Origin of the sequence: Micromonospora sp. BQ11 (assembly GCF_052068135.1) — a bacterium.
Classification (GTDB): Bacteria; Actinomycetota; Actinomycetes; order Mycobacteriales; family Micromonosporaceae; genus Micromonospora.
This window is the reverse complement of the sequence record NZ_JBQHDB010000001.1, coordinates 781,502-808,069: the sequence shown is the minus strand read 5'-3', so window position 1 is coordinate 808,069 and position 26,568 is coordinate 781,502. Positions and strand designations below refer to the sequence as shown.

The 26,568-nt window shown below is 73.5% G+C and carries 28 protein-coding genes and 2 pseudogenes; 8 read left to right on the top strand and 22 right to left on the bottom strand.

The features are described 5' to 3' along the window. Positions 1–39: 39 nt before the first annotated feature. Positions 40–264, top strand: coding sequence for a DUF2631 domain-containing protein (locus tag ACTMSW_RS03905; RefSeq protein ID WP_441179014.1), 225 nt, complete (start codon positions 40–42; stop codon positions 262–264). A 70-nt stretch (positions 265–334) separates the two neighbouring features. Here ACTMSW_RS03905 and ACTMSW_RS03900 read toward each other — a convergent pair whose 3' ends face one another. The 8 genes from ACTMSW_RS03900 to ACTMSW_RS03865 form a co-directional block, all read right to left on the bottom strand. After that, the gene (locus ACTMSW_RS03900) at positions 335–1,507 is read right to left on the bottom strand and encodes a DivIVA domain-containing protein (protein ID WP_441179013.1); all 1,173 of its coding nucleotides are present in this window, start codon (positions 1,505–1,507) and stop codon (positions 335–337) included. A 31-nt stretch (positions 1,508–1,538) separates the two neighbouring features. Continuing rightward, complete coding sequence (rlmN, locus tag ACTMSW_RS03895; protein ID WP_441179012.1) at positions 1,539–2,687, bottom strand: 23S rRNA (adenine(2503)-C(2))-methyltransferase RlmN; 1,149 nt, start codon at positions 2,685–2,687, stop codon at positions 1,539–1,541. Positions 2,688–2,791: 104 nt separating this feature from the next. Then, complete coding sequence (locus tag ACTMSW_RS03890) at positions 2,792–4,081, bottom strand: phosphatidate cytidylyltransferase (protein WP_441179011.1); 1,290 nt, start codon at positions 4,079–4,081, stop codon at positions 2,792–2,794. A 286-nt stretch (positions 4,082–4,367) separates the two neighbouring features. After that, positions 4,368–4,925 (bottom strand): ribosome recycling factor, encoded by a 558-nt coding sequence (frr, locus tag ACTMSW_RS03885; RefSeq protein ID WP_357030370.1) that lies wholly within the window; start codon positions 4,923–4,925, stop codon positions 4,368–4,370. A 76-nt stretch (positions 4,926–5,001) separates the two neighbouring features. After that, positions 5,002–5,769, bottom strand: a complete 768-nt coding sequence (pyrH, locus tag ACTMSW_RS03880; RefSeq protein ID WP_441179010.1) for a UMP kinase — start codon at positions 5,767–5,769, stop codon at positions 5,002–5,004. Positions 5,770–5,929: 160 nt separating this feature from the next. Further along, on the bottom strand, positions 5,930–6,757 hold the full coding sequence (gene tsf, locus ACTMSW_RS03875) for a translation elongation factor Ts (protein WP_441179009.1): 828 nt from the start codon (positions 6,755–6,757) through the stop codon (positions 5,930–5,932). A gap of 137 nt (positions 6,758–6,894) precedes the next feature. Then, on the bottom strand, positions 6,895–7,764 hold the full coding sequence (rpsB, locus tag ACTMSW_RS03870) for a 30S ribosomal protein S2 (protein WP_441179008.1): 870 nt from the start codon (positions 7,762–7,764) through the stop codon (positions 6,895–6,897). 319 nt (positions 7,765–8,083) lie between these two features. Further along, positions 8,084–9,124 carry a hypothetical protein gene (locus ACTMSW_RS03865; protein ID WP_441179007.1) on the bottom strand — a complete coding sequence of 347 codons (1,041 nt, stop codon included), beginning with the start codon at positions 9,122–9,124 and terminating at the stop codon, positions 8,084–8,086. A 207-nt stretch (positions 9,125–9,331) separates the two neighbouring features. Here ACTMSW_RS03865 and ACTMSW_RS03860 point away from each other — a divergent pair, with 207 nt between their 5' ends. Genes ACTMSW_RS03860 through ACTMSW_RS03850 form a run of 3 tightly spaced genes read left to right on the top strand, consistent with a single transcriptional unit; the run spans position 9,332 to position 12,440 of the window. Continuing rightward, on the top strand, positions 9,332–9,691 hold the full coding sequence (locus tag ACTMSW_RS03860) for a YraN family protein (protein WP_441179006.1): 360 nt from the start codon (positions 9,332–9,334) through the stop codon (positions 9,689–9,691). A 29-nt stretch (positions 9,692–9,720) separates the two neighbouring features. Beyond that, positions 9,721–11,241, top strand: a complete 1,521-nt coding sequence (locus tag ACTMSW_RS03855; RefSeq protein WP_441179005.1) for a YifB family Mg chelatase-like AAA ATPase — start codon at positions 9,721–9,723, stop codon at positions 11,239–11,241. Continuing rightward, entirely contained in the window at positions 11,238–12,440 is a 1,203-nt protein-coding gene (locus tag ACTMSW_RS03850; protein WP_441179004.1) for a DNA-processing protein DprA, read from the top strand. Before ACTMSW_RS03855 ends, ACTMSW_RS03850 begins: the two co-directional genes overlap by 4 nt. Positions 12,441–12,481: 41 nt before the next feature. Here the strand turns inward: ACTMSW_RS03850 and ACTMSW_RS03845 are convergent, their stop codons facing one another. Then, on the bottom strand, positions 12,482–12,817 hold the full coding sequence (locus tag ACTMSW_RS03845) for a hypothetical protein (RefSeq protein WP_441179003.1): 336 nt from the start codon (positions 12,815–12,817) through the stop codon (positions 12,482–12,484). A gap of 302 nt (positions 12,818–13,119) precedes the next feature. Between ACTMSW_RS03845 and ACTMSW_RS03840 the strand changes: the two genes are divergently transcribed. Together ACTMSW_RS03840 and ACTMSW_RS03835 are read left to right on the top strand one after the other, a co-directional pair. Then, positions 13,120–14,157 (top strand): tyrosine recombinase XerC, encoded by a 1,038-nt coding sequence (locus ACTMSW_RS03840; RefSeq protein ID WP_441179056.1) that lies wholly within the window; start codon positions 13,120–13,122, stop codon positions 14,155–14,157. 69 nt (positions 14,158–14,226) lie between these two features. Beyond that, entirely contained in the window at positions 14,227–15,408 is a 1,182-nt protein-coding gene (locus tag ACTMSW_RS03835) for an aminotransferase class V-fold PLP-dependent enzyme (RefSeq protein ID WP_441179002.1), read from the top strand. Positions 15,409–15,432: 24 nt separating this feature from the next. Here the strand turns inward: ACTMSW_RS03835 and ACTMSW_RS03830 are convergent. Beyond that, positions 15,433–16,035 (bottom strand): annotated as a pseudogene (locus ACTMSW_RS03830) (murein hydrolase activator EnvC family protein); the annotation flags it as partial. A gap of 152 nt (positions 16,036–16,187) precedes the next feature. Here ACTMSW_RS03830 and ACTMSW_RS03825 point away from each other — a divergent pair. Further along, positions 16,188–16,817 (top strand): methyltransferase domain-containing protein, encoded by a 630-nt coding sequence (locus ACTMSW_RS03825; protein WP_441179001.1) that lies wholly within the window; start codon positions 16,188–16,190, stop codon positions 16,815–16,817. A 62-nt stretch (positions 16,818–16,879) separates the two neighbouring features. Continuing rightward, on the top strand, positions 16,880–17,986 hold the full coding sequence (locus ACTMSW_RS03820; RefSeq protein ID WP_441179000.1) for a sulfite oxidase: 1,107 nt from the start codon (positions 16,880–16,882) through the stop codon (positions 17,984–17,986). Positions 17,987–18,135: 149 nt separating this feature from the next. Here the strand turns inward: ACTMSW_RS03820 and ACTMSW_RS03815 are convergent, their stop codons facing one another. The 12 genes and pseudogenes from ACTMSW_RS03815 to proS form a co-directional block, all read right to left on the bottom strand. Further along, a complete protein-coding gene (locus tag ACTMSW_RS03815; protein ID WP_011905215.1) occupies positions 18,136–18,459 on the bottom strand; it encodes a DUF2469 domain-containing protein in 324 nt (107 codons plus the stop codon). Next, positions 18,456–19,268 (bottom strand): ribonuclease HII, encoded by an 813-nt coding sequence (locus ACTMSW_RS03810; protein WP_441178999.1) that lies wholly within the window; start codon positions 19,266–19,268, stop codon positions 18,456–18,458. Before ACTMSW_RS03810 ends, ACTMSW_RS03815 begins: the two co-directional genes overlap by 4 nt. Continuing rightward, positions 19,262–19,777, bottom strand: a complete 516-nt coding sequence (locus tag ACTMSW_RS03805; protein WP_441178998.1) for an NUDIX hydrolase — start codon at positions 19,775–19,777, stop codon at positions 19,262–19,264. Before ACTMSW_RS03805 ends, ACTMSW_RS03810 begins: the two co-directional genes overlap by 7 nt. Before the next feature lie 86 nt (positions 19,778–19,863). Further along, the gene (lepB, locus tag ACTMSW_RS03800) at positions 19,864–20,499 is read right to left on the bottom strand and encodes a signal peptidase I (RefSeq protein WP_441178997.1); all 636 of its coding nucleotides are present in this window, start codon (positions 20,497–20,499) and stop codon (positions 19,864–19,866) included. Positions 20,500–20,508: 9 nt separating this feature from the next. Next, a pseudogene (gene lepB, locus ACTMSW_RS03795) lies at positions 20,509–21,380 on the bottom strand (signal peptidase I). A 182-nt stretch (positions 21,381–21,562) separates the two neighbouring features. After that, positions 21,563–21,919: a 50S ribosomal protein L19 gene (gene rplS, locus ACTMSW_RS03790; RefSeq protein WP_441178996.1), complete on the bottom strand. Its 357-nt coding sequence runs from the start codon at positions 21,917–21,919 to the stop codon at positions 21,563–21,565. 144 nt (positions 21,920–22,063) lie between these two features. Next, complete coding sequence (gene trmD, locus ACTMSW_RS03785; protein ID WP_441178995.1) at positions 22,064–22,837, bottom strand: tRNA (guanosine(37)-N1)-methyltransferase TrmD; 774 nt, start codon at positions 22,835–22,837, stop codon at positions 22,064–22,066. 14 nt (positions 22,838–22,851) lie between these two features. Then, positions 22,852–23,406 (bottom strand): ribosome maturation factor RimM, encoded by a 555-nt coding sequence (gene rimM / locus ACTMSW_RS03780; protein WP_441179055.1) that lies wholly within the window; start codon positions 23,404–23,406, stop codon positions 22,852–22,854. A gap of 2 nt (positions 23,407–23,408) precedes the next feature. Then, positions 23,409–23,669, bottom strand: coding sequence for an RNA-binding protein (locus ACTMSW_RS03775; protein ID WP_172862164.1), 261 nt, complete (start codon positions 23,667–23,669; stop codon positions 23,409–23,411). Then, the gene (gene rpsP, locus ACTMSW_RS03770) at positions 23,644–24,141 is read right to left on the bottom strand and encodes a 30S ribosomal protein S16 (protein ID WP_441178994.1); all 498 of its coding nucleotides are present in this window, start codon (positions 24,139–24,141) and stop codon (positions 23,644–23,646) included. Before rpsP ends, ACTMSW_RS03775 begins: the two co-directional genes overlap by 26 nt. 245 nt (positions 24,142–24,386) lie before the next feature. Then, on the bottom strand, positions 24,387–25,034 hold the full coding sequence (locus ACTMSW_RS03765) for a DUF402 domain-containing protein (RefSeq protein WP_441178993.1): 648 nt from the start codon (positions 25,032–25,034) through the stop codon (positions 24,387–24,389). Between the two features lie 69 nt (positions 25,035–25,103). Beyond that, the gene (gene proS, locus ACTMSW_RS03760) at positions 25,104–26,510 is read right to left on the bottom strand and encodes a proline--tRNA ligase (RefSeq protein WP_441178992.1); all 1,407 of its coding nucleotides are present in this window, start codon (positions 26,508–26,510) and stop codon (positions 25,104–25,106) included. Between the last annotated feature and the right edge of the window lie 58 nt (positions 26,511–26,568).

Genomic DNA, 26,568 nt, shown 5'->3' with positions numbered 1-26,568 from the left:
AGACTATCCGGAGATCTGATCGCGAGGGAAGGACCGACAGTGGCAGGAAGCGAGCCGGTAACGGCGCCGGACCAGCACAAGCCGGGGCACCGCAAGTCCGGACGCATCGGCGCGGTGCTCTCGGCGGTGTTCCTGATGTTGATGGGTTTCTGCGGCAACGAGCAGGGCAGGGTCGAGCACATCTGGCTCTTCGGGATCGCCCTGCTGCTGCTGGTCATCGTCATCGGCGACACGGTGCTGCGCCGCAACGGCCTGCGCTCCTGACGCCGCGCCGGCCCACCGGACGACACGAGGGCCCGCCCCCACCCGGGGAGCGGGCCCTCGTCGTACGCGGTCAGCGGCCGAGCAGGATGTCCTGCACGTCCTTCAGCGCGGCGTCGACCTCGGCCTCGAAGTAGCCGCCCTGCACCAGCCCGAAGCGGAGCGTGTCGAGGTCCCGCGGGTTCACCGGCATCGGGTTGCGCCCCTGCATGCCGCCCAGGAGGGTCTCGAAGAAGCGGTCGACCTGGTCCGGGTCGTACCCGCTGCCGAACCGGCGGACCTGGAAGCTGCGCCGGATCTGGTCGACCCGGTAGAGGTCACTGCCGGGCGGACCGGCCATCGGCGGGCCGGCCACGGCGGGCGGGCCGGCGGCCGGCGGGCCGGGCACGGCGGGCGGACCGGGCATCCCGGGGCCGCCGAAGCCCTGCTGGGCCGGCACCGGCGGACCGCCGGGGCCACGGCCGCGCAGGTCACGGTCGGGCATGCGGATCTCGGCGGTCATGTCGGTACGGCCGTGCCGGCCGGCCTCGAAGCCGTCGAATCGCGGCTCCTCCTGGCCGTAGCCGACGGGAGCCTCCTGGCCGTAGCCGACGGGAGCCTCCTGGCCGTAGCCGCCGGGAGCATCCGGAGGACCGTAGCCACCGGGACCCTCCTGCCCGTAGCCACCGGGACCGGCGGGCAGGCCACGCTGCGGGCCACCGTGCCCCGGGCCACCGGGGCCCATCGGGCCACCCGGACCCATCGGGGCGCCGGGGCCGCCCGGGCCGCGGGACGGCTCGTAGCCACCGCGCGGGGCGTCGTAACCGCCGGCGAAAGCGCCGGTCGGCTCGTCGTAACGGCCGTAACGGTCGGCGGGGGGACCGGGCTGCGCCGGCATCACCCGGGGCGGCATCGGCTGCGGAACGGGGGACATGCCGCGGTCGTCCCGCATCGGGGGGCCCATGCGGTCGGGCGGGCCGAGCCGGTCGGGAAGCCGGGGGTCGGAGCCGCGTCCGACGCCGCCGCGCTCCTCCAGCTCGGCCAGCTGCCGCTCCACCCGGTCGAGGTGCAGGTCGACCTGCCACTCGTCGTAGCCGTTGAAGCGGACCCGGAAGACGACGTCGTGGACCTCCTGGGATGCCACGGGCGCGCCGAGAGGCTGGCCGGCGAGAGTGGCCTCGACCCGGTCCAGGAAGGCGTCCACCTCGTCGACCTTGTATCCCCGGCGGAGCGCCTTACGCCGGAAACGCTGACCCTGACTCGCCACTATGTCTCCTGGTCTCGTTCGCTACGCCCGGTCACGGTGTCTCCCCGGCCCCAACGGTGTCGCTGTCCTCCGCGGCGGCCAGCTGCCCACACGCCCCGTCGATCTCGCGTCCCCGGGTGTCCCGCACGGTGGTGGACACCCCGGCCTCGCGCAACCGCCGGACGAACTCCCGCTCGACCGGCTTCGGGCTCGCGTCCCAGCGGCTGCCCGGCGTCGGGTTGAGCGGGATGAGGTTCACGTGGGCCAGCTTGCCGGCCAACAGCCGCCCGAGCAGATCGGCTCTCCACGGCTGGTCGTTCACGTCCTTGATCATCGCGTACTCGATCGACACGCGACGGCCCGTCCGACCTGCGTAGTCCCACACCGCGTCCAGCACCTCGGATACCTTCCAGCGCTGGTTGACCGGCACGAGTTCGTCGCGCAGCTCATCATCAGGGGCGTGCAACGACAGCGCAAGGGTCACTGAGAGGTCTTCGCTGGCCAGTCGGCGGATGGCCGGAACCAGACCGACCGTGGAAACGGTGATGTGCCGCTGCGAGAGGCCGAGCCCCTCGGGCGCGGGCGTGACCAGCCGACGGATCGCCGCGACCACCCGGTTGTAGTTGGCCAGCGGCTCGCCCATGCCCATGAAGACGACGTGCGACAGCCGGGGCGGTGAACCGGCCACCGCGCCGGAGGCGGCGACGCCGGCCAGGTAGACGGCCTGGTCGACGATCTCGGCGGTGGACAGGTTGCGGGTCAGCCCGGCCTGGCCGGTGGCACAGAAGGGGCAGGCCATGCCGCAGCCGGCCTGGCTGGAGATGCAGACGGTCACCCGGTCCGGGTAGCCCATCAGCACGCTCTCCACGAGCGAGCCGTCGTGCAGGCGCCAGAGCGCCTTGCGGGTGGCTCCGTCGTCGCACGCCAGCTCCCGCACCGGGGTCAGCAGGCGCGGCAGCAGCCGGTCGGCAAGCTTCGCGCGGGTGGCGGCCGGCAGGTCCGTCATCTGCTCCGGGTCCCGGACCAGCCGCCCGAAGTAGTGGGTCGAGATCTGCGTGGCGCGGAAGGCCGGCTCACCCAGCTCGCCCAGCAGGGCCCGACGACCGGCGAGGTCCAGGTCGGCAAGGTGCTGCGGCGGCATCGAAGCGCGGCGGGATCCGGCGGCGTCCGGGTCGACGGGGATCAGGGGAAGACTCGTCATGGCGGATCCAGTCTGTCACGCCGTTCGGGCGAGGCACCTGTCCGGAGGTGCCGAATCGCCCCCGGCCGCCCGGCCGGAGCCGAATCCGGAGGGTGATTCACACCTCACCCCGTCACCGGGACGTAGACCGCCAGCAGCAGGTACGCGGTGGGCACCGCGAACAGGATCGAGTCGAGCCGGTCCATCAGGCCGCCGTGCCCGGGAAGCAGGTTGCTCATGTCCTTGATGCCCAGGTCCCGCTTCATCATCGACTCGGCGAGGTCACCGAGGACGGCGGCGCAGGACACGGCCACCCCGAACAGCGCCCCCCACCAGGGGGCCACGTCGAAGAGGAGCCACAGCAGCAGGGCGCTGCCCACCGCCGCCGCGGTGACCGACCCGGCGAAGCCCTCCCAGGACTTCTTCGGGCTGATGGTGGGCGCCATCGGGCGCTTGCCGAAGTTCGCCCCGGCCGCGTACCCGCCGGTGTCGGAGAGCACCACCGCCACCACGGTCACCAGCACCCGGAGCGGACCGTCGTCGGGCGCCGCCGCGAGCAGGGCGGCGAACCCGGCGAGGAACGGCACGTACACCGTGATCACGGTCGCCGCGGTCAGGTCCCGGGCGAGGCCGCGCGACCCGTCGCCGAGACGCCAGACCAGCGTCCCCAGCAGGGTGACCACGAGGCCGAGGGTGAGCGCGTCGAGACCGGCGAACCACGCGAGCCCGACGGTGAGAATGCCGCCGGCGACCAGCGGCACCAGCGGCGGATGCGCGTCGGCCCGGCGTACCGCGCGCACCATCTCCCAGATGCCCACGCCCACCGCGCCCGCCAGCACCAGCAGGAAGGCCGGCGGGTAGAGACCGAGCGGGACCACGATCAGGGCGCCGAGGCACAGGCCCACCCCGATGGCCGCCGGCAGGTTACGGCCGGCCCGGCTGGGGGCTCGCTGACCGTCCGCCGAGCGGCTGGCGCCGGCCCGGCGCCGGCCACGCTGCCCCCGGCCGGCAGACCGCTCCGGGTCGCTCTCCGGGCCCGCGTCCGGCTCGATCTCCCGGACCGCCTCGAACTGCGCCGTCGGCTGGTGGCCGTCGGGGCCCCGACCGTCGGGCAGGCCGGTGTACGGGGGAGGCACGACATCGCCGTGCCGGTGCGGCTCGGCCGGGTGCTCGTGGCCGCCCCGGTCACCGGGGGCGGCGGGGGTGTCCCCGTGGTGCCGGGTGCCGCCGTCAGGTCCCGGCCAGGGGCGGGTGCGCGGTTCGGCGTACGTGTCAGAGGCGAGGCCGGGACGTCGGGCCCGTGCGGCGGGCTCGATGTCGGGCTCCGGCCAGGGCAGACCGGACGTGGGGGCGGGACGGTCCGGCCGTTCCCGTCCGCGGGGATCGGCGCTGCCGTACGGGTCGAGGTGGGACATCAGGCACCGGACGTACGCGGCGCGAGACGGACCACATGACGCACAACCACAACCATCCCCTACCCGAGCGAGCGTTCCGTCCAGTTGACCGGTTCGTCGGCCGGCCGATCCCCACCGTTCACCGCAGGGTGGCCGGGAATCGTGCCGAGCCTACTGCACCCGGGAATTCCGTACCCCGGACGCCGCCCCTCACCCCTGCGGACCTGGACGGCCGCGCGGACGACGACGGCACCGGTCGCATGCCCGCGAGGGCGGCGCCGGTGCCGTGGGTCGGTCGCCGGTGGGGTCAGACCTCCAGCAGTTCGGCTTCCTTGTGCTTGACCAGCTCGTCGACGCCGGCCACGAACTTCTGGGTCAGGTCGTCCAGGTCCTTCTCGGCGCGGCGGCCGTCGTCCTCGCCGACCTCGCCGTCCTTGACCAGCCGGTCCAGCTCTTCCTTGCCCTTGCGCCGGATGTTGCGGATGGCCACCTTGGCCTCCTCACCCTTGTGCCGGGCCACCTTGATCATCTCGCGGCGGCGCTCCTCGGTCATCTGGGGGAGCAGGATGCGCAGCTGGTTGCCCTCGTTGTTCGGGTTGACGCCGAGGTCGGAATCGCGGATCGCCTTTTCCATGGCGTTGATCTGCGAGTTGTCGTACGGCTTGATGATGACCATCCGGGGCTCGGGAACCCCGATGGACGCCATCTGCGGCAGCGGCGTGGGGCTGCCGTAGTAGTCGATGATGATCTTGGAGAACATGGCGGCGTTGGCGCGACCGGTGCGGATGGCGCCGAACTCCTCCTTGGCGTGCTCGATGGCACGCTCCATCTTGTCCTCGGCCTCGAGGAGGGTGTCGTCGATCACCGGTCTCCTCGCCTCCTTCTGTGCTCGTGGTGGGCTTGTCGTGTCGCCAGGACCGCTGTGGTCGCCGCCGGATCGCTCAGGTGGTGATCAGCGTGCCGATCTGCTCGCCACCCACGGCCCGGATGATGGTGTCGTCGCCCTGCGCGCCGAAGACCAGCATCGGCAGGCCGTTCTCCATGCAGAGGCTGAACGCCGCGGCGTCGGCCACCCGCAGGTTGCGGCGCAGCACCTCGGAGAAGGTGATCGAGTCGAACTTGCTGGCGGTCGGGTCCAGCCGGGGGTCGGCGGTGTAGACGCCGTCCACGCCGTTCTTGCTCATCAGCACCACGTCGGCCCGGATCTCCAGCGCGCGCTGCGCGGCGACCGTGTCGGTGGAGAAGTACGGCATGCCGGCACCCGCGCCGAAGATGACCACGCGGCCCTTCTCCAGGTGGCGGATCGCGCGCAGCGGGATGTACGGCTCGGCGACCTGGGCCATCGTGATCGCGCTCTGCACGCGGGTCTCGATGCCCTCCTTCTCCAGGAAGTCCTGCAACGCCAGGCAGTTCATCACGGTGCCCAGCATGCCCATGTAGTCGGCGCGCGCCCGGTCCATGCCGCGCTTCTGCAGCTCGGCGCCCCGGAAGAAGTTGCCGCCGCCCACGACCACGGAGACCTGTACGCCTCGACGCACCACGGTCGCGATCTGCCGGGCGATGGCCTGGACGACGTCCGGGTCGACCCCGATCGCGCCCCCGCCGAACACCTCACCGGAGAGCTTCAGCACCACCCGGCGGGACCGGCCGGGGGGCGGCGCCGTCGGATCGTCCGCCGCCAGACTCCGGTCACTCACAACCTGCGTCATCCGCCCCGCCCTCTCCCATGCGCGCGCCCCGGGCGCCGCGTACCGCGAAACTGCCGTAGCAGACCCTATGTGACGAGGAGGCCGCGGTGCCTGTCACGTACACCGGCGGCCTCCTCGTCGACGTTTCCCTGCCCCGGGCGTCCGCACGCCCGGGAACGGCTCAGGCCTGGCCGACCTCGAACCGGACGAAGCGGCTGACCTCGATGCCGGCCTCGGCCAGCATCTGCTTCACCGTCTTCTTGTTGTCGGCGACCGACGCCTGCTCGACCAGGACGTAGTCCTTGAAGAACGCGTTGACCCGACCCTCGACGATCTTCGGCAGCGCCGCCTCGGGCTTGTTCTCCTCGCGGGCCGTCTGCTCGGCGATGCGCCGCTCGGACTCGACGACCTCGGCCGGCACCTCGTCCCGGGTGAGGTACTTCGGCCGCATCGCGGCGATCTGCATGGCGGTGGCACGCGCGTCGGCGTCACCGGCCTCGTCGGTCTTGCCGGAGTACTCCACGAGCACGCCGACCGCCGGGGGCAGGTCCTGGCTCTTGCGGTGCAGGTAGACCGCGACGGTGCCGTCCAGCTTGGCGAACCGGTTGAGAACCAGCTTCTCGCCGATCTTGGCGGACTGCTCCTGGATCAGGTCCGCGACCGTCTTGCCGTTCAGCTCGCTGGCGAGCAGCTCCTCGGCGTTGCTGACGGCCGCCCGCTCGCCGTGCTCGACGAGCTGCTGGGCCAGCGCGATGAACGCCTCGGTCTTGGCGACGAAGTCGGTCTCGCAGTTCAGCTCGAGCAGGGCCTTGCCGGAGTGGGCGACGAGCCCGTTCGCGGCGGTCCGGCCGGCACGCTTGCCGACGTCCTTGGCGCCCTTGACGCGCAGGATCTCGACGGCCTTGTCGAAGTCGCCCTCGGCCTCGGTCAGCGCCTTCTTGCTGTCCATCATGCCGGCGCCGGTCAGGTCGCGGAGCTTCTTGACGTCCGCGGCGGTGAAGTTGGACATGGCTCTCTCTTCGGTGTTGGAGACGGCGGGTGGGATGGTCTGTGGTGCCGGTTACCCGGATCCGGGCGCGATGTGCCCGGCGTACCTGCCGCTCCCCACCGGCCGGGAAATCGGACGGTGGGGAAGCGGCGGCGCGGTCACTCCGCGGCGGCGACCGCCGGCTGCTCGGCCGGCTGCTCGGCCGGCTGCTCGGCCTGCTGCGCGGGCTGCTCGTCGGCCTTCTTCGGCTCCTCCAGCAGCTCGCGCTCCCACTCGGCCAGCGGCTCGTCGGTGGCGACGCCCGGCTCCGGCTTCTCGTCGGTGCCCCGACGACGGCCGGAGCGCGCGATCAGGCCGTCGGCGACGGCGGCGGCCACGACCCGGGTCAGCAGCTCGGCCGAACGGATCGCGTCGTCGTTGCCCGGGATCGGGAAGTCGACCTCGTCCGGGTCGCAGTTGGTGTCGAGCACCGCGATCACCGGGATGCCCAGCTTGCGGGCCTCGTCGACGGCGATGTGCTCCTTCTTGGTGTCCACGATCCAGACCGCGGCCGGGAGCTTCTGCATGTCCCGCAGGCCACCAAGGGTCTTGGTGAGCTTGGTCTTCTCGCGGAACAGCTGCAGGGTCTCCTTCTTGGTGTAACCGGCGGCGGTGCCGGTCAGGTCACCCAGGGCCTCCAGCTCCTTCATCCGCTGCAGGCGCTTGTACACCGTCTGGAAGTTGGTCAGCATGCCACCGAGCCAACGGTGGTTGACGTACGGCTGACCGACCCGCGTCGCCTGCTCGGCGATGGCCTCCTGGGCCTGCTTCTTGGTGCCGACGAAGAGGATGCTGCCACCCTCGGCGACGGTCCCGCGCACGAACTCGTAGGCCTTCTCGATGTAGTCGAGGGTCTGGCGCAGGTCGATGATGTAGATACCGTTGCGCTCGGTGAAGATGAAGCGCTTCATCTTCGGGTTCCAGCGCCGGGTCTGGTGCCCGAAGTGGACACCGCTCTCCAGCAGCTGGCGCATGGTCACGACGGCCATGGTGGGGTACTCCTGACGTCCCTGGTTGTCACGCCCGGCCGGCGGCCGGGCATCCTGGCGCCCGGTCGTCGGCCATGGCGGACCCGACCAAGATCGGGACCAGGGAGGCCGTCGCCCCACGAGACTCGTGGAGAGGGCGCGCGAGGTCGACCGCACGTAGGCGGTCGCCAGTCGACCAGTGTACGCCCCTCCCCGACCACCCCACCCCCGGGATGTAAGGAAGGGCCCCCCGTTAACGCCTGCGGTAGAGGAAGGGCCCCCGCTTAACACGGCATGCCGGCCGGCCGACGGGCCCGGCCGGCACGCGCACGGACATCGGTCAGCCGGCCGCGAGGGCGGCGGCCAGGAAGAGCACCAGGCCCACCGTCAGGTACGCCGTCGGCGGACGCAGCCAGCCCCGATTCCCCTCGGCGAGCGACAGCCCACCGGTACGCAGTCCGTACAGCCCGGTGGCGAAGATCGGCAGGCCGCAGACGAGGAGCGTCCCCACCACGACGTTCGCCGACGACACCGGGTCGCCGGTCAGCCCGTCCAGCAGCACCCGTAGCGCGGGGATCTCGAAGACGAGGGTCAGTACGGCGAAGAGCACCGCCAGCACCGGGCGGCGGGTGCGGTAGACCCCGTCACCGGCCGGGGAGCCGGCGGGCGGGGCGACCACCGGCGGGTACGGCATCTCTCCCGGCGGACCGTCCATCCGGAGGCCGACCGGTGGCATCGGACCGGTCGGCATCTCCAGCGGGTGGGGCGTCTGGGGCGATTCGGCCGGCTTGGGGCCGACGATCGGGTAACCGCCCAGCGGCGCCGGCCGGGTCGGGTCGGCGACGGGACCGCCGCCGGCCAGCACGTCGGCGCTCGACGCCGTCAGGCCGTCGCGCGACTCGCGGGCGGCACGGCGCCCGCTCCGCTCGCCGGGCAGCTCCCCCGACGTCTCCGGCGAATCCGGATCGGCCCGCCGCGCGCGGCTCGCGCGGTAACCCTCGGTCTCGGTGCGGACGTCCCCGTACGCGCTCACCGCGCCGAACCGTCCCGAGTCGTCGTCGAGGGCCGAGAAGCGGCCGGAGTCACCCTCGGTGATCGCGAACCGGCCGGAATCCTCGGCGCCGCCGTACCGCCCCCGGTCGGCGTCGCGCCGCGTGCCGGCGCCCGCGCCGGGGTCGCCGTAGCGGTCGTCGTCGCCGCCACGCTGCTCGGGAGGACGCGGGTCGTCGTCCCGGTACCGGGCCTCGGCCCCCTTGCGCCAGTCCGGGTCCCCGTAGCCTCGGTCACGTCCCCCGGGATACCAACGCGACTCCTGGTCGTCGGCAAAGCTCCGTCGTCCGTCCACGTCGGCACCGTATGCGACCGGATCCGCGGGCGCCATTTGCCCCTCGGCCCCGGGTCGGACGGGCCGCACCGTTCAGGCTCCCGTCATCGCCCGTTGACGCAACGTCACCAGTTCCGCCGGGGCGACGGTCGGACTTAGCACACCCGGGGCATGATCGTCCGGTTGTCCACAGGCGCCTCCGTCGTCCACAGGCGGGCCGTCGGGGGCTGCGCGCCGCCGGGCGTACGCGGCACCGTGCCGGACATGACGAAGCGGAACCAGGCGGTCGGCGCGTACGGCGAGCGGTGCGCCGTACGGCACCTGATCGGAGCCGGGCTGCGGCCGGTGGCGCGGAACTGGCGCTGTACGGCCGGCGAGATCGACATCATCGCGTGGGACGGGCCGGTGCTTGCCTTCTGCGAGGTGAAGACCCGTCGTACGGACGACTTCGGCTGCCCGGCCGAGGCGGTCGTGCCGGCCAAGGCCCGCCGACTGCGTGGGCTGGCCGCCCGGTGGCTGGGCGAGACCGGCACGACCGCCGACGAGGTGCGCTTCGACGTGATCTCGGTACGCCTCGGTCCCGCCGGCGCCGCCCGCGTCGAGCACCTCAAGGGGGCGTTCTAGATGCGCCGGCACGACGGCGGGGTCCCCGCGTGAGTTACGCGAAGGTGCTCTGCGTGGGCCTGGTCGGCGTGACCGGGCACCTGGTGGAGGTCGAGGCGGATCTCGCTCCCGGCCTGCCGGCGGTGGTGATCTCCGGGCTGCCGGACACGGCCCTCTACGAGGCTCGGGACCGGGTCCGAGCGGCGGTCGTCAACTCCGGCCAGCGCTGGCCCAACCGCCGGATCACGTTGAACCTCCTGCCGGCGACCCTGCCGAAGTTCGGCTCGGCCTTCGACCTGGCCATCGCGGCGGCTCTGCTGGGCGGCTCCGGGGAACTGCCCCTACTGCCGCTGGAGCGGGTGGCGATCCTCGGTGAGCTGGGGTTGGACGGCACGGTCCGGCCGGTGCGCGGCGTCCTGCCGATGGTGGCGGCGGCGGCGAAGGCGGGCGTCGACCGGGTGATCGTCCCGGTGGGCAACGCCGCGGAGGCGGCCGTCATCCCGGGAATCCGGGTCCGGGCGGTGGACACGCTGCACCGGCTGGTCGCCTTCGTCCGCGACGGCGTACCGCTGATCGAGCCGGAGACGGCGGACCCACCGCCGGGTCCGGACGGCCCCGACCTGGCCGACGTCGCCGGCCAGGACCTGGGCCGCCGCGCGTTGGAGGTGGCCGCCGCCGGTGGCCACCACCTGGCGCTGCTCGGCCCGCCCGGCGCGGGGAAGACCATGCTCGCCGAACGGCTTCCGTCGCTGCTGCCCGAGCTCGACGACGAGGCCGCGTTGGAGGTGACGGCGCTGCACTCGATCGCCGGCCTGCTGCCGGCGGACGGGCGCCTGCTGCGCCGGCCGCCGTTCCAGGCGCCGCACCACACCGCCACCGTCGCGTCGCTGGTCGGCGGCGGGTCGGGGCTGGCGCGACCCGGCGCGGTCTCCCTCGCCCACCGAGGAGTCCTCTTCCTCGACGAGGCACCCGAGTTCAGCAAGGGGGCACTGGAGGCGCTCCGCCAGCCGCTGGAGAACGGGCGGGTGCAGCTGGCGCGGAGCCGGGGCGGCACCGAGTACCCGGCGCGGAGCCAACTGGTCCTCGCTGCTAACCCGTGCCCGTGCGCCAAGCCGGCCGGTGACGCGTACTGCGAGTGCGCGCCGCAGGTCCGCCGGCGTTACCTCGGGCGACTGTCCGGTCCCCTGCTGGACCGGATCGACGTGCAGGTGCGACTGCCGCCGGTGCGGGCGGCCGAGCTGATGGAGGCCACCGTCGACCGGGAGTCGTCGGCCACGGTGGCGCGCCGGGTGGCCGTCGCCCGGGAGGCGGCCCGCGCGCGGTGGGCGCCCCTCGGCCGACGACTCAACGCCGAGATACCCGGCCCGGACCTGCGACGCCCACCGTGGCGGCTGGCCGGGAAGGACACCGCCGAGCTGCGCACGCGGCTGGACTCCGGCTCGGTCTCCGCTCGGGGTTTCGACCGGATCGTCCGGCTGGCCTGGACCATCGCCGACCTCGACGGCCGGGACCGACCGGACCGGGAGGACGTCCGAGAGGCCATCCAACTGAGGACGGGAGAGGGAACGTGAGCGACGCCGAGGAGCAGACGTTGGCCCGCGTGGCCCTGACCTGGCTCACCGAGCCGGGCACCCGGTCGGTCCACCACCTGGTCGAGGAGCATGGCCCGGTCGGCGCGCTCGACCTGCTGCTCGACGGTGGCGGGTCGGACGACTCCCTCCGGGCCACCGTGGCGGCCCGCCGCGCCGAGCGGGATCCGCGGGCGGTGGCCGCCGAGGCGCTGGCCCGTACGGACCGGCTGGGCGCGCGCGTCGTCGTTCCGACCGACGACGAATGGCCGGCGCGGGTCGGTGAGCTGCGCGACCTCCGCCTCCCCGACGCCCGCCGCCGCGTCGACCGGGAGACCGCCCCACCGCTGTGCTTCTGGGTACGCGGCTCCTGGCCGCTCGGCGAGGCGTTCGAGCGGTCCGTCGCGGTGGTCGGCGCCCGGGCCGCCACCGCGTACGGGAACCACGTCGCCACCGAACTCGGCTACGGACTGGCCGAGCGGGGCTGGACGGTCGTCTCCGGCGGCGCCTTCGGCATCGACGCGGCGGCGCACCGGGGCGCCCTCACCGCCGGTGGCCTGACGGTGGCCGTGCTGGCCTGCGGGGTGGACCGGCCCTACCCGATGGGCAACGCCGCGCTGTTCGACCGGATCGCCGACACCGGGTTGCTGGTGAGCGAGTGGATGCCCGGGGCGGAGCCGCTCAAGCCACGGTTCCTCGTCCGCAACCGCGTCATCGCCGCCGGCACCTGGGGGACGGTGCTGGTCGAGGCGGCGGCCCGCAGTGGCGCCACCCAGACCGCCCGCCGGGCGCTCGCCCTGGCCCGCCGGACGATGGTGGTGCCCGGTCCGGTCACCTCGGCGATGTCGGTCGGCGCCCACGAGATGCTGCGGGAGGAGCCCGAGACCCGTCTCGTCACCGGGCTCGCGCACGTGCTGGAGGAGGTGGGCCGGATCGGCGAGCTGGCCCCGATGCCCCGTGGTCCCGAGCGCCCGGTCGACCTGCTGGACGACGACGCGCGTGCGATCGTCGAGGCGCTGCCGCGTCGCGGCACCGTCGGGGTGGACGTGCTGGCCGCCCGCGCCGGTGTCGGTCTGCGTACCGCCCTGCGGAAACTGTCCATGCTGGAGGAGCTGGCCCTGGTGGTCCGGCGCGACGACGGGTACGCGCTGGTGCCGCCGCCTCGGCGCACGGGCCGCGCCGACACCGGAACGGTGCGGTGAACCGGCGAGCGACCCGGCCGTCGATCGGGCACGACCGCCGGTCAGTCGCCCTCGAAGCGGAGTTCCATGTCGTGGCCCGCGCGCAGCCGTCGTGCCAACCGGTCGAGGTGGCGGACGTGCGCCACCTCGGCCTCGTTCCGGGCCGCCTCCTCCAGGCAGGCCAGTTCGTCGGCGAGGTGGGCCGCCCGGTCGGCCGGCACCACCAGCAGCCCCACCGGGTCGACCCGGTCGAGGACGGGCGTGCGGCCGGTGCTCCGGACCCGCCGCACCAGACCCAGCAGCACGTCGTCGGGGTCGGCCAGCACCTCCGCCGTCACGTACCGCCGCCGCCCCGGGCCGACGGGCACCACCCGGTAGAGGACGACGTCCACCCCCATGGCCAGTCCCCCTTCGTCGCTCCCGGCCGCCGCCGGGTCGTGGACGAGGGCTCGCGCCCCGTTGTACGCCAGTGTGCTCGCCGCAGCCGGGCTAATCCACGACGTCCCGCCGGCGACACGCGGCAGCCCACGGACAGGACGGGCCGGGTGTCCCCGACACCTGGCGCAGAAGCGGCTGTCACCACACGAGGGCCGCCCGGTCGTAGGGTGGACGCGTGCCAACCCAGGACACGTCGCCGGGCGACGCGGCGGGACGGGCGACGCGCAGCACCCGCGCGGCGCACCAGGCCCTCCCGCCGACGATGCGCGAGGCGGTGGACGACTTCGCCGGTCACCTGGCCGGGGTCCGCAACCGCTCGGCGCACACCGTGCGGGCGTACGTCGCGGACGTGGTGTCGATGTTGGACCACGCCACCCGGATGAGCTGCACCGAGCTGACGGACCTGGATCTGGGCGTCCTGCGTAGCTGGCTCGCCCGCCAGCGCACCACGGGCGCCGCCCGGTCGTCGCTGGCCCGGCGCGCCGCGTCGGCCCGGACGTTCAGCGCGTGGGCCCACCGGGCGGGACTGGTGCCCACCGACGTGGCGGCCACCCTGGCCAGTCCGAAGGCGCGACGCGAGCTGCCCACCGTGCTCCGCGCCGAGCAGGCCGCCGCCCTGGTGGAGGCGCCGGGCAGAAGCGCGCCGCAGCCCGCCGACGCCGCCCACCCCACCGCGCTACCCGACGACGCCGCCGGCCCCGCCGACGCCGCCCACCCCACCGCGCTACCCGACGACGCCGCCGGCCCCGCCGCGTCACCCGCGGACCCGTCACCGCCCGAGGACGCCGTCGCGGCGGCGGTGCTGCTGCGCGACCGGGCGCTGCTGGAACTGCTCTACGGCACCGGGGTGCGGATCAGCGAGGCGTGCGGCCTGGACGTCACCGACGTCGACCACTCCCGGCGGGTGGTCCGGGTGTTCGGCAAGGGCGGGCGGGAACGGACGGTGCCGTACGGGCTGCCGGCCCAGCGGGCGCTCGACGAGTGGCTGCGGGACGGTCGCCCCGTCCTGGCCGGTCCGGCCACACGCGGCGCCCTGCTGCTGGGCGCCCGGGGCGGCCGGCTGAACCCGACGACCGCCCGCCGGGTCGTGAGCGGGTACGCCGAGGCCGCCGGCCTCCCCCGCACCAGCCCGCACGGGCTACGCCACTCGGCCGCCACCCACCTGCTCGAAGGCGGTGCGGACCTGCGGGCGGTGCAGGAGATCCTGGGCCACTCGTCGCTGGCGAGCACGCAGATCTACACGCACGTCTCGGTGGAGCGGCTGCGGGCCGCCTACCGTCAGGCCCACCCGCGCGCCTGACCGCCGACCGGCTGATCGACGATCGCCGAGGAGCACGGTGGGTCATCGGGTGACCGTTACGATCATCCGGTGAGCGTTCCCCAGCCACCCGAGCCGATTCCGGGAGCGCGCCTGCTCTTCTCCCTCGACGCGGCGGTCAGCCACCTCAACCACGGATCGTTCGGTGCCGTGCCGATCGGCGTGCAGCGGGCCCAGCAGCGGCTGCGCGACGAGGTCGAGGCGAACCCGCTGCGGTTCTTCACCGTGGGACTGACCGACCGCATCACGCACACCCGCCGGCATCTGGCGACCTTCCTCGGAGCCGACCCGGACGGCACCGCGCTCGTCCCGAACGCCACCACCGGTGTGGCGTTGGTCCTGCAGTCGATCGGCCTGGGCCCCGGCGACGAGGTGCTCACCACCGACCACGGGTACGGCGCGGTGGACCTGTCCCTGGCCCGGGAGTGCCGGCGTACCGGAGCCGTGACACGGGCGCTCCGGGTGCCGCTGGCCGCGACCGACGAGGAGATCCTCCAGATCGTCCGCTCCGGGCTGCGTCCCGGCCGGACCCGACTGCTCGTGGTCGACCAGCTCACCTCCCCCACCGCCCGGCTCCTCCCGGTCGCCGCGATCGTCGGGGTGGCGCGCGAGCACGGGGTGCCGGTCCTGGTCGACGCCGCCCACGCCCCGGGCATGCTGCCGGCCAGCGTGGCCGGCATCGGCGCCGACTTCTGGGTGGGCAACCTGCACAAGTGGGGGTTCGCCCCACGCGGCACCGCCGTGCTGGTGGTGGCCCCGGCCTGGCGGGACCGCATCGAGCCGTTGGTCGTCTCGTGGGAGCAGGAGGCGGGCTTCCCCGGTCACGTCGAGTGGCAGGCGACCACGGACTACACCGCGTGGCTGGCCGCGCCGGTGGGCCTGTTCACGTTGCGCAGCCTCGGACTGGACCGGGTCCGCGCGCACAACGCCGCGCTGGCGGCGTACGGCCAGCGGGTGGTGGGGGACGCGCTCGGCGTGCCGCCCGTCGACCTGCCGGACCCCGGCGGGCCGGGGGTGGCGATGCGGATCGTCCCGCTGCCGCCCGGCGTCGCGACCAGCCTGGACGGGGCGCGGACGCTACGCGCCCGGATCGCCGATCGGCTCGCCACCGAGGTGGCGGTCAACGCCTGGGGCGGTCGGGGCTGGCTGCGGGTGTGCGGCCAGGTCTACAACCGGGCCGAGGAGTACGAGCGGCTGGCGGTACGCCTGCCGGCCCTGCTCGCCGGGACGTGAGCTGTCGGCCGCCCGAGGCGGAGTCCCGTCGAGGGGCAACAGCCGCACCGGCCCGAGGCCGAGCAGGGCGAGTGGGTCGAGGTACTCCGCGCCCCGGCGCAGCCCCCAGTGCAGGCAGACCGGCACGGGACAGCCCGCGTGCCCGGCCAGCAGCACACCGAGGGGATCGCCCGGGCGGACCGGGTCGCCCGTCGTGACCGCCGGTCGCACCGGTTCGTAGGTCGTGCGCAGGCCCTCGGCGTGCCCGACGGTGACCACCGGACGGCCGGCGACCATGCCGGCGAAGAGCACCGTTCCCGGTCCGGCGGCGCGGACCGTCGCACCCGGCGCCGCGGCCAGGTCGACGCCCCGGTGGCCCGGCAGCCAGGGCCGGAGCGGCGGGTCGAAGCGGCGGACCGGGCGGGGCGGGCCGTCGAGCGGCCACCGGAACGGTGACGGCGCCGCTCCGGGGACGGGGACGGTGGCGGACGCTGGCGGCGCGACCCACGCGACCGGCTGCGGCACGGCCACCGGATCCGTCACCGTGACCGACCGGGACGGCGGTGCCGTGGTCGGTCCCGCCATGGCGAGGAGACAGACCCCGAGGGCGCAGAGCGCGGCGAGGGCTCCGCGCGGAGGTGGCGACATGCCCGAAGCCTGTCGCCGGCGCGGGGCGGACGCGACCCCGCGTCCGTCGCCTGTGGATGACGGGCGGGCCTGTGGACAGGCACCCGGCGTGGCGATGATCTGCTATGCGTCCACGGGTCATCCACCGTCCGCACGCCGCCTAGGCTGGGCCGGTGACGCGCGACTGGTACGCCTGGCACGAGGACTACGACGACCCGGAGTCGGCGCTGACCCGCCGGCTGCAGGAGGTGCGGCGGCGGGTCCACGAGGCGTTGGACCAGGCTCCCCCCGGGCCGCTGCGCGCGGTCGGCCTCTGCGCCGGCCAGGGCCGCGACCTCGTCCCGGTGCTGGCGGCGCATCCCCGCCGCGGCGACGTGACCGCCCGGCTCGTCGAACTCGACCCGCGCAACGCGGACATCGCCCGGGCGGCCGTGGACGCCGCCGGCCTGACCGGGGTCGAGGTGGTGGTCGGCGACGCCGCCCGTACCGACCTCTACGCCGACCTGGCGCCGGCGGACGTCGTCCTGGTCTGCGGCGTGTTCGGCAACATCAGCGACGCCGACATCCGGGCGACCGTCCGGCACTGCGCGGCGCTCTGCGCGACCGGCGGCACGGTCGTGTGGACCCGGCACCGGCGCAGCCCCGACCTGGTCCCGGCCATCGTCGGGTGGTACGCCGAGGAGGGCTTCACCGCGGTGGCGGTCACCACCCCGGCCGACGGCGTCGGGGTCGGCGCGCACCGCTTCACCGGTACGCCCCGACCGCTGGACCGTGGCACGCGGATGTTCGCGTTCGGTGATTAGGACGCCTCGGAAGCCCGCCGTCTAGGCTGGTGGCACCGCCACCCACCCCCGGGGAGACCGCGATGACCACTGTGGACGACGTGAGCCGACCGTCGCGGCTGGCCGAGCCGGACGAGGCGATCAGCCCGGAGGAACTCCAACTGGCCGCCCGCAACCACGGCATCCCGCTGGAGGCCCTGCGCTACGACGTCACCCCAGCCGGCCTGCACTACCTGCTGATCCACTACGACATCCCGGACGTGGACCCGACGACGCACGTGCTGACCGTCGACGGCGCGGTGGACCGGCCGCTCACCCTCGACCTGGCGGCGCTGCGCGAGCGACCCCGCGTCACTCACCGGGTGACCCTGGAGTGCGCCGGCAACGGCCGCGCCCTGCTGCACCCCCGGCCGGTCAGTCAGCCCTGGCTGGTCGAGGCGGTCGGCAACGCCGAGTGGACGGGGACGCCGCTGGCACCGCTGCTGCGGGAGGCGGGCCTCGACGCGAACGCCGTGGACGTGGTGTTCACCGGCGCCGACCACGGCGTCGAGCGCGGGATCGAGCAGGACTACCAGCGGGCGCTGCCGGTCGACGACGCGCTGCGGGAGGAGGTGCTGCTGGCGTACGAGATGAACGGCGCTCCCCTGCTCCCGCAGCACGGCGCACCGCTCCGGCTGATCGTGCCCGGCTGGTACGGCATGGCGCACGTCAAGTGGCTGCGCTCGATCAGCGTGCACACCGAGCCGTTCGCGGGATACCAGAACGCGGTGGCCTACCGGCTGCGGCAGGACGCCGACGACCCGGGCGTGCCGGTGACCCGGATCGAACCGCGCGCCCTGGTCCGGCCGCCCGGCTTCCCCGACTTCATGTCCCGCACGCGGGTGCTCCGGCCGGGACCGTGCACCCTGGACGGTCGAGCCTGGTCCGGCCACGCACCGGTGGTGTCGGTGGAGGTGACCACCGACGGGGGCGCCACCTGGTCGCCGGCCCGGCTGGACGAGCAGACCGGCGGGGCGTACGCCTGGCGGCGCTGGCGGCTCGACTGGGAGCCCACGCCGGGCCGGTACGTGCTCGGCGCCCGGGCCACCGACGCCTCCGGCCGCACCCAGCCGGTCGAGCAGCCGTGGAACCGGGGTGGCTTCGCCAACAACCTCGTGCAACGGGTCGAGGTCGTCGTCCTCGGGGAGTGAGGGCCGCCGCGGCCGTCCGCAACGGACGGCCGAGCGCGGCGGCGGGCGGAGGCACGCCGGATCGGGCGGAGGCGGTGGTCGACGGGTGGGGGCCGCCGAGAAGGGAACGCCCGGTGGCTACGCCGCCGGGCGGGTGCGGAAGTGGTGGGTCAGCTGCCGAAGCCGGAGTCGGCCGGCAGCGAGATGTCCGGCTTCTCGAGCTCCTCGACGTTGACGTCCTTGAACGTCATCACCCGCACGTTCTTCACGAAGCGGGCCGGGCGGTACATGTCCCACACCCAGGCGTCGTGCATCTCAACCTCGAAGTAGACCTCGCCGTCGGAGTTGCGGACGTGCAGGTCGACCTGGTTCGCGAGGTAGAAACGGCGCTCGGTCTCCACCACGTAGGAGAACTGACGGACAATGTCGCGGTACTCCCGGTAGAGCTGCAGCTCCATCTCGGTCTCGTACTTCTCGAGATCTTCCGCGCTCATCGCACTCCGCCTTCCATGACCACATCTTCCCCCACCGGCGCCGGAGGCCGAGGCTGCTCGCCCAACGCCACGCCGACGGTACCCCCTGGCGCCCAGGAGCGCTCCATCGGCTCGTCCGGCCGTGCACCCACCGGTCGACGGGACCGGGGCGGGGTGCCTTCGCGGCCCGACACGACGGCCACGTTCACGTACGAGAAGCGGTGCTCCGCACACGGCCCCCGCTCCCGCAACGCCGCCGTGTGCTCCGGGGTGATGTACCCCTTGTGCTCGGCGAACCCATAGCCGGGGAAGGACCCGTCCAACTCCACCATGAGCCGGTCCCGGGTGACCTTCGCCAGGACGCTGGCCGCCGCCACGCACGCGGCCACCCGGTCGCCCTTCCACACCGCCAGCCCGGGCACGTCCAACCCGTCCACGCCGAAGCCGTCGGTCAGCACGTACTCCGGGCGGGTGGTCAGCGAGGCCAGCGCCCGACGCATCGCGGCGAGGTTGCACACGTGCAGGCCGCGGGCGTCCACCTCGGCGGCCGGGATGACCACCACGGCGTACGCCAGGGCGCGGGCCACCACCTCGTCGTACACCCGCTCCCGGCTGGCCGGGGTGAGCAGCTTGGAGTCGGCCAGCCCCTCGATCTCCCCGCGCCGCCCCTCGGGCAGGATCGCCGCCGCGGCGACCAGCGGCCCGGCGCAGGCGCCCCGACCGGCCTCGTCGGCCCCCGCGACGTGCCGGAAGCCCCGGCGCTGCAGCGCCCGCTCCAGCGCGTAGAGGCCGGCCTCGCGGCGCACCACGGTGCGCGGCGGCGTCAGCACGTGCCACCTCCGACGGCCCGGTCGGCGTCGGCGGCAACGGAAACCGTCGGGGCTGCCGCCGCCAGCGCGTGGGCGAGCACGGCGGGCAGGTCCGACGGGTAGTACCGCTCGCCGCTCGCGACCAGCTCCTCGACGCCCCACCACCGGTGGCCGGGCATGCAGGCCCGCTCGATCTCGTTGAAGCCCGCCGTGTCGACCTCGTGCGAGGCGACCCGGACCAGGAAGAACTCCTGTTCCTGCCGGTACCAGACCCCGTCGAAGGGGAACTCGGTCACCTCGCGGTGCACCGGTGCGCCGAACGCCTCCGGCGGCAGCCGCAGCCCGGTCTCCTCGGCCAGCTCCCGGGCCGCACCGGCCTCGTACGTCTCGCCGGGGTCCAGGCCGCCGCCCGGGGTGAACCAGTAGCGGTGCCCGGGCCGGGCCGGGTCGAAGCCCTCGAAGAGCAGCACCCGGCCGGCAGCGTCGACCAGCAGCACGCGGCCCGCGCGTCGAGGGGTGTAGGCAGTCACCGTCCCAGACTGCCAGACACCGCCGACAACGCCCACGCCATGTCCGGCACGACGACCTCTCAGGGCTTGGGAATCCCGTCGAACTCTCAGGGCTTGGGAATCCCGTCGAACTGCTCCGGCACGCTCAGCCAGGTGGCCCGGTCGACCGGCCAGAACACGGTGAAGGCCCGACCGACGACCCTGTCCTCGGGGATGGTGGCCTCGATCACGTCCTGCTCCGACTGCTGCCAGTGCTGCAGGGAGTCGCCCGAGGCGGAGCGGTGGTCGCCCATCACCCAGAGCCGGCCCTCCGGCACGGTGACGTCGAAATCCTGGTCGGCGGGCTTGTCGCGCTCGCCGTCGAGCGAGAACAGGTACGGCTCGTCCAGTGGCGTGCCGTTGATCGTGATGCGCCCCTGCGGGTCGCAGCAGACCACGTGGTCGCCGCCCACGCCGATGACCCGCTTGATGAAGTCCTCGCCGTCGGGGTTGCCGCTCCACTCGATCGGCGCCTTGAAGACGACGACCTCGCCGCGCTCCGGCGACCGGAAGTCGTAGACCAGCTTGTTGACCAGCACCCGATCGTCGATCTGGAGGGTGTTCTCCATGGAGGGCGACGGGATGAAGAAGGTCTGCAGCACGAAGGCCCGCACCAGTACGGCGACCAGGATCGCCACGCCGAGGAGGATCGGCAGTTCCTTCCAGAAGGAGCTGCGCGGCTTGTCGGTCTGCTCGTCAATCACGGGAGGAGCCTACGTTGCCCGGCCGGACGCCACCGACCGGAACGCGCGAGAACGGCCAGGCCGGCCGAGATCGGAAGGAGCAGCACGACACCGCCCTCGGGTGTGGGGCGGACCGGGGGTGGCGCGCCGGTCGACGCCGAGGCGGGCCCGGACACGTTCGCGAACGTGTCCGGGACGGACAGGGAACTCCACCGCGACGACGGCCAGACCACTCCGAAGGCCCGGCCGACCACGTTGTCGATGGGCACCGGCCCCTGACAGCGGGCGTCCTGGGAGACCAGCCGGTGGTCGCCCATGACGAAGATCTGCCCGGGCGGGACCACGACCTCCTCGAACCGCCGGGACCGGCACTCGCGCGGGTTGGGCGGTAGGTCCAGTGGCGAGTCGCGGACGACGTACGGCTCGTCCAGGGGGGTGCCGTTGACCAGCACGCGCCCCTGCGCGTCGCAGCACTCCACCCGGTCGCCGGGGAGGCCGATGACACGCTTGATGAAGTCCTTCTCGCCGGGACGGCTCACCCCGATGAGGTCGCCGACGGTGCGGCCGAGCTTGCCGACGAACCCGGGATCGGGCTGCTCGTCGACCTGCGGGGCCCACCGGTCGGTGCCGCGGAACACGACCACCTCGCCGCGGAGCGGATCGCGGACGTCGTAGACGACCTTGTTGACCAGCACCCGGTCACCGACGAGAAGGGTGTCCTCCATCGAGCCCGACGGGATGAAGAATGCCTGGAGCAGGAAGGTGCGGATCAGTACGGCCAGGCAGAAGGCCACGATCAGCAGCAGCGGCAGCTCCTGCCAGAGCGGCATCTGCCTGCGGGTACGGCGAGCGCGCCGGCGCCACGGATCGACCGTGCCGTCGTCGTCGAGCGTCTGCACCACGCCACTCCCCGTCCGCAGAAATGACACTACCGCCCGGGAGCCTCGTCGTGGCTCCCCGGGCGGTAGTGGACGTCGTCCCGCGTCGCGGCGGGGTGTCGCCCGGCTGCGCCCGTACCGACCAGGGTAGTGCGGTCCGGCCGGTACGGCATACGCGCAGCTCAGGCGGCGTGGCGCGTCCGAAGTCAGCTCGGCTGCTTCTCGCGCTTCTCCTTGATCTTGGCCTTCTTGCCCCGCAGCTCGCGCAGGTAGTAGAGCTTGGCGCGGCGGACGTCACCGCGGGTCACGACCTCGATCCGGTCGATGGCCGGGCTGTTGAGCGGGTAGGTCCGCTCGACACCGACGCCGAAGCTGACCTTGCGGACCGAGAAGGTCTCCCGCAGACCGTCACCCTGGCGGCGGATGACCACGCCCTGGAAGATCTGGACCCGGGACCGGTTGCCCTCGACGACCCGCGCGTGCACCTTGACGGTGTCACCGGCACGGAAATCGGGAAGGTCGACCCGCTTCGACTGGGCGTCAAGGGCGTCCAGGATGTTCATCGCTGTGTCCTCGTGAGGCTCACGGCGCACCGTCACTCGATGCGCGGATGGGTGATTCTGATCCTCGGGTGGTGACCGGCGTGCACCGGCCCCGATCGGGGATCCTCGCAAGCGGCCGCGGCGCGGCCGCATGCGGCAACCCCCCTACTTTGCCACATCCCCCGGGGCCACCTGAAATCCGACCCTCTCCAGCGCGGCGACGTCCCGTTTGTCCAGGGCGGTGGGGTCGATCGCCGCCAGCATGTCCGGCCGGCGCAGCGCGGTCCGGGTCAGCGCCTCGTCACGCCGCCAGCGGGCGATCCGGCCGTGGTCGCCGGAGCGGAGCACCTCCGGCACGTCCAGGCCCCGCCACGTGGCCGGCTTCGTGTACATCGGTGCTTCCAGCAGGCCGTGGGCGTGCGACTCCTCGTCCAGCGACCCGGCGTTGCCCAGGACGCCCGGCAGCAGCCGGGTGACGGCCTCCAGGACGACCAGCACGGCCACCTCGCCACCGAAGAGCACGTAGTCGCCCAGGGACACCTCGGTGACGGGCATCCGGTTGGCGGCGTGGTCGAGCACCCGCTGGTCGATCCCCTCGTACCGGCCGCAGGCGAAGAGCAGGTGCGGCTCGGCGGCCAGCTCGTGCGCCAGTGCCTGGGTGAACGGCACGCCGGTGGGAGCGGGCACCAGCAGCCGGGGCGGCGGGACCTCCGCCGGGGCGAGGGAGTCCAGCGCCTCGCCCCACGGTTCAGGCCGCATCACCATGCCGGGGCCGCCGCCGTAGGGGGTGTCGTCGACCGTGCGGTGCACGTCGTGGGTCCAGGTCCGCAGATCGTGTACGGCCAGCCGCAGCGTCCCGTTGGCCCGGGCCTTGCCGATCAGCGACAGGTCCAGCGGGGCGAAGTACTCGGGGAAGATCGACACGATGTCGACGCGCATGCGGGGTGCTCCAGCTAGAGGTCGAGCAGGCCGCCGGGCGGATCGACGACGACGCGACCGCCGGCGAGGTCCACCTCGGGCACGATCGCCTTGACGAACGGGATCAGCGCGGTGCCGCCCTCGGGCCGGCGCAGGACCAGCAGGTCCGAGGCGGGGGCATGGTCGATGCGGGCCACCTCGCCCAGCCGCTCGCCGTCCGGCGTGACCACGGCCAACCCGACGAGCTGGTGGTCGTGGAACTCCTCCGGATCCTCCGGCGGGCTGACGTCGGCGGTGTCGACCAGGAGCATGGTGCCGCGCAGCGCCTCGGCGACGTCACGCTCCAGCACGCCCTCGAACGCCACCAGCAGTCGGCCCTGGTGGAACCGGGCCGACTCCACGGTCAGCTCCGGCGGCACCTGGAAGACCACGCCGGGACCCGCGGCCGGGTTGGCCGGAGGCTTCGCCCCGGGCTCGGTGCGCAGCACCACGCCCGGGGCGAAACGATCTTCGGGCTCGTCGGTCCGCACCTCCACGGTGACCTCACCGCGGATCCCGTGCGGTTTGCCGATCCTGCCGACGATGAGCAGCATCAGTACGAGTCGACGATGTCGACGCGTACGCCGCGCCCACCGATGGAGCCGATCACCTGGCGCAGCGCCTTGGCGGTCCGGCCGGACCGCCCGATCACCGTGCCGAGGTCCTCGGGGTGCACGCGAACCTCGAGCCGCTTGCCCCGACGGGAGTCGACCATCCGGACGCGTACGTCATCGGGGTGGTCGACGATGCCCTTGACCAGGTGCTCCAACGCCGGACGCAGTGGCATGTCAGGCCTGCTCACCGGAGTCGGCAGCAGCGGCCGGGGCCTCGGCCGGAGCCTCGGTCTTCGGCGCCTCGGTCTTCGGCGCCTCGGTCGCGGCCGGGGCCGGGGCCTCCGCCTTGGCGGCCTTCTTGGCCGGCTTGGCCGGGGTCTCCGGGGCCAGCCCGGCGGCGGCCTTCGCCTCGGCCTCGTACGCCGCCTTGCGGTCGGCCCGCTCCGGGGCGACCTTCAGCGGCGGCGGGGCCGGCAGGCCCTTGAACTTCTGCCAGTCGCCGGTCAGCTCCAGCAGGCGCTGCACCGCCTCGCTCGGCTGCGCGCCGACGGACAGCCAGTACTGGACCCGCTCCGACTTGACCTCGATCACCGAAGGGTCCTCCTTCGGCTGGTACACGCCCACGAACTCGATCGCGCGACCGTCACGCTTGGTGCGCGAGTCGGCGACGACGATGCGGTACTGCGGGTTGCGGATCTTGCCCATCCGCAGGAGCCGGATCTTTACGGCCACAGTTGTTTCGCTCCTGTTGCGATCTCACCGACCCCAACGGGGCGGTGCACGGGTGAGCGCCGACCGGCACAGTGGGGTTGGGCCGGAGACTGCTCGGTGGACTGGCGGACGTGCCCGGGTTAGAGGGCGCCGGACACGCGCCGGATACCAGCCAGCCATTCTGCCAGATCGGGTCGGGACTTCTCACACCGGACCGGCACGGCTCACCCAGCGGGCGCGAACTGTGACCGGAAACACGCCTCCGGTCAGCGCGCCGGCGGCCGGTCCCAGCCGGCCGGCAGCTCGCGCGGCGTCGTCCAGTCGGTGGGCGGGGTGAAGTCGCACCAGGTGCCGTCGAACGGAAAATGCCCCGCCTCGGCACGGGCGACGACCCGCTTGCCCTCGGCGCGGACCGCGTCCGGGTCGGGCACCCAGTAGTGGTCGGGGAAGGCCAACCGCTCGGCGAACTCCTCCTCGTCCTTCCACTCCCAGCTGCGGTCCGGACGGACGACCACGTCGAGGTCCTGGTCCACCACGTCGACCCCGGCGAGGTGACCGTCGTCCCAGCGCACCCCGGGTTCCTCCAGGTTGACGTACCAGGTGGCGAAGCGGTCCCCCGCGTCGCGGAACCACCAGACCGAGTGCGCGGCGCCGGTGGGCAGGAACTTCAGCAGCGGCGGGCCGTTCCACCGCCCCCGCGCCAGGCGGTAGGACGAGGTGACCCACTCGGCGAACGGCATCGCCCGCATGCCCAGACCCGCCTCGGTGACCTCGTGTGCCACCGGCGTGTCCCGGGCGACCCAGAGCAGCAGACCACGATCGTCGTCGAGGACCACCCGGGCCGGCCGGACCCAGCCGATCCGGCCTCGGCGGACGTTGCGGTGCACGATCAGACGTCCCGGTTCGAAGCGCACGTCACCATCCGCAACTGTTGACAGGGGACCCCTCCTCTACCGGAGACGTCAAGAAGGGGCCCTTCCTTCTCAGTAGGCCCGGGCGAGGATGGCGACCAGGTCCGGCTCGTCCTCGGAGTCCGGCACCGAGCCGTCGGCGCGGAGCAGGCAGCGCACCGTGACGCCCTGCCCGTTGGCCTCGGCCTCGCCGGGGACACCGACCGCCGACCACGGCACCTTCGCCCAGCCGGTGGCCGCCGCCTCGATCGCCTCGGCGAGGGTCCCGACCTCCACCGTGCGGGACTCGCGGTGCGCGAGTGCCTGGTCGTGCAGCGCCTGCTGGTCGGCGTCCAGCGCCGCGAGGACCGCGCCGACCACGTCGGCGACCGGCGTCGGAGCCTTCGAGCCGTCCGTACGCCGGACCACGACCGCGTTGCCGACGGCCAGGTCGCGGGGGCCGACCTCGACGCGTACCGGGTAGCCACGCAGCTCGGCGTCGACGGCCCGGCGGCCGAACGCGGTGTCGGTGCGGTCGTCCAGCGCGACCCGGACACCCGCGTCGCGCAGGCCGTCACGGAGCTTGGCCGCCGCCTCGCCGACACCGTCGCCGCCCTTGACGACCATGACGTACGCCTGGATTGGCGCCACCCGCGGCGGCACCCGCAGCCCGTTGTCGTCGCCGTGGGCCATGATCAGGCCGCCGAGCATCCGGGTCGAGGTACCCCAGGAGGTCGTCCAGGCGTGCTCCCGACCGCCCTCGGCGGAGGAGTAGCTGATGTCGAACGCCTTGGCGAAGTTCTGTCCCAGCTCGTGGCTCGTGCCCAGCTGGAGAGCCTTGCCGTCACCCATCATGCCCTCGCACGTGTAGGTGGCGGTCGCCCCGGCGAAGCGCTCGCGGGCGGTCTTGAGCCCGACCACCACCGGGATACCGAGGACGTTGACCATCAGGTCCTCGTACGCCTCGTGCAGGATCCGCCGGGCGTAGGCCCGCGCGTCGGACCGGGTGGCGTGGGCGGTGTGCCCCTCCTGCCAGAGGAACTCACTGGTACGGAGGAAGATCCGGGGGCGCAGCTCCCAGCGGACCACGTTCGCCCACTGGTTGAGCAGCAGCGGCAGGTCCCGGTACGAGTCGATCCACTTGGCCATGAACTCGCCGATGACCGTCTCGCTGGTGGGACGCACCACCACCGGCTCGGCGAGCTGCTTGCCGCCACCGTGGGTGACCACCGCCAGCTCCGGCGAGAAGCCCTCGACGTGCTCGGCCTCGCGCTTGAGGTAGCTCTCGGGGATGAACAGCGGGAAGTACGCGTTCTCCGCGCCGGCCGCCTTGATCCGGGCGTCCATCTCGGCCTGCATCCGCTCCCAGATGGCGTAGCCGGCCGGTCGGATCACCATCGTCCCCCGGACCGGGCCGTTGTCGGCCAGCTTCGCCTTGGCGATCAGGTCCTGGTACCAGCGGGGAAAGTCCTCCGCACGGGGAGTGAGCACGCGTGCCATGACCGCACATCCTATGCGCCGCCCCACCGGCCGCCGCGATCGGGCGGCCCGCCCGGTC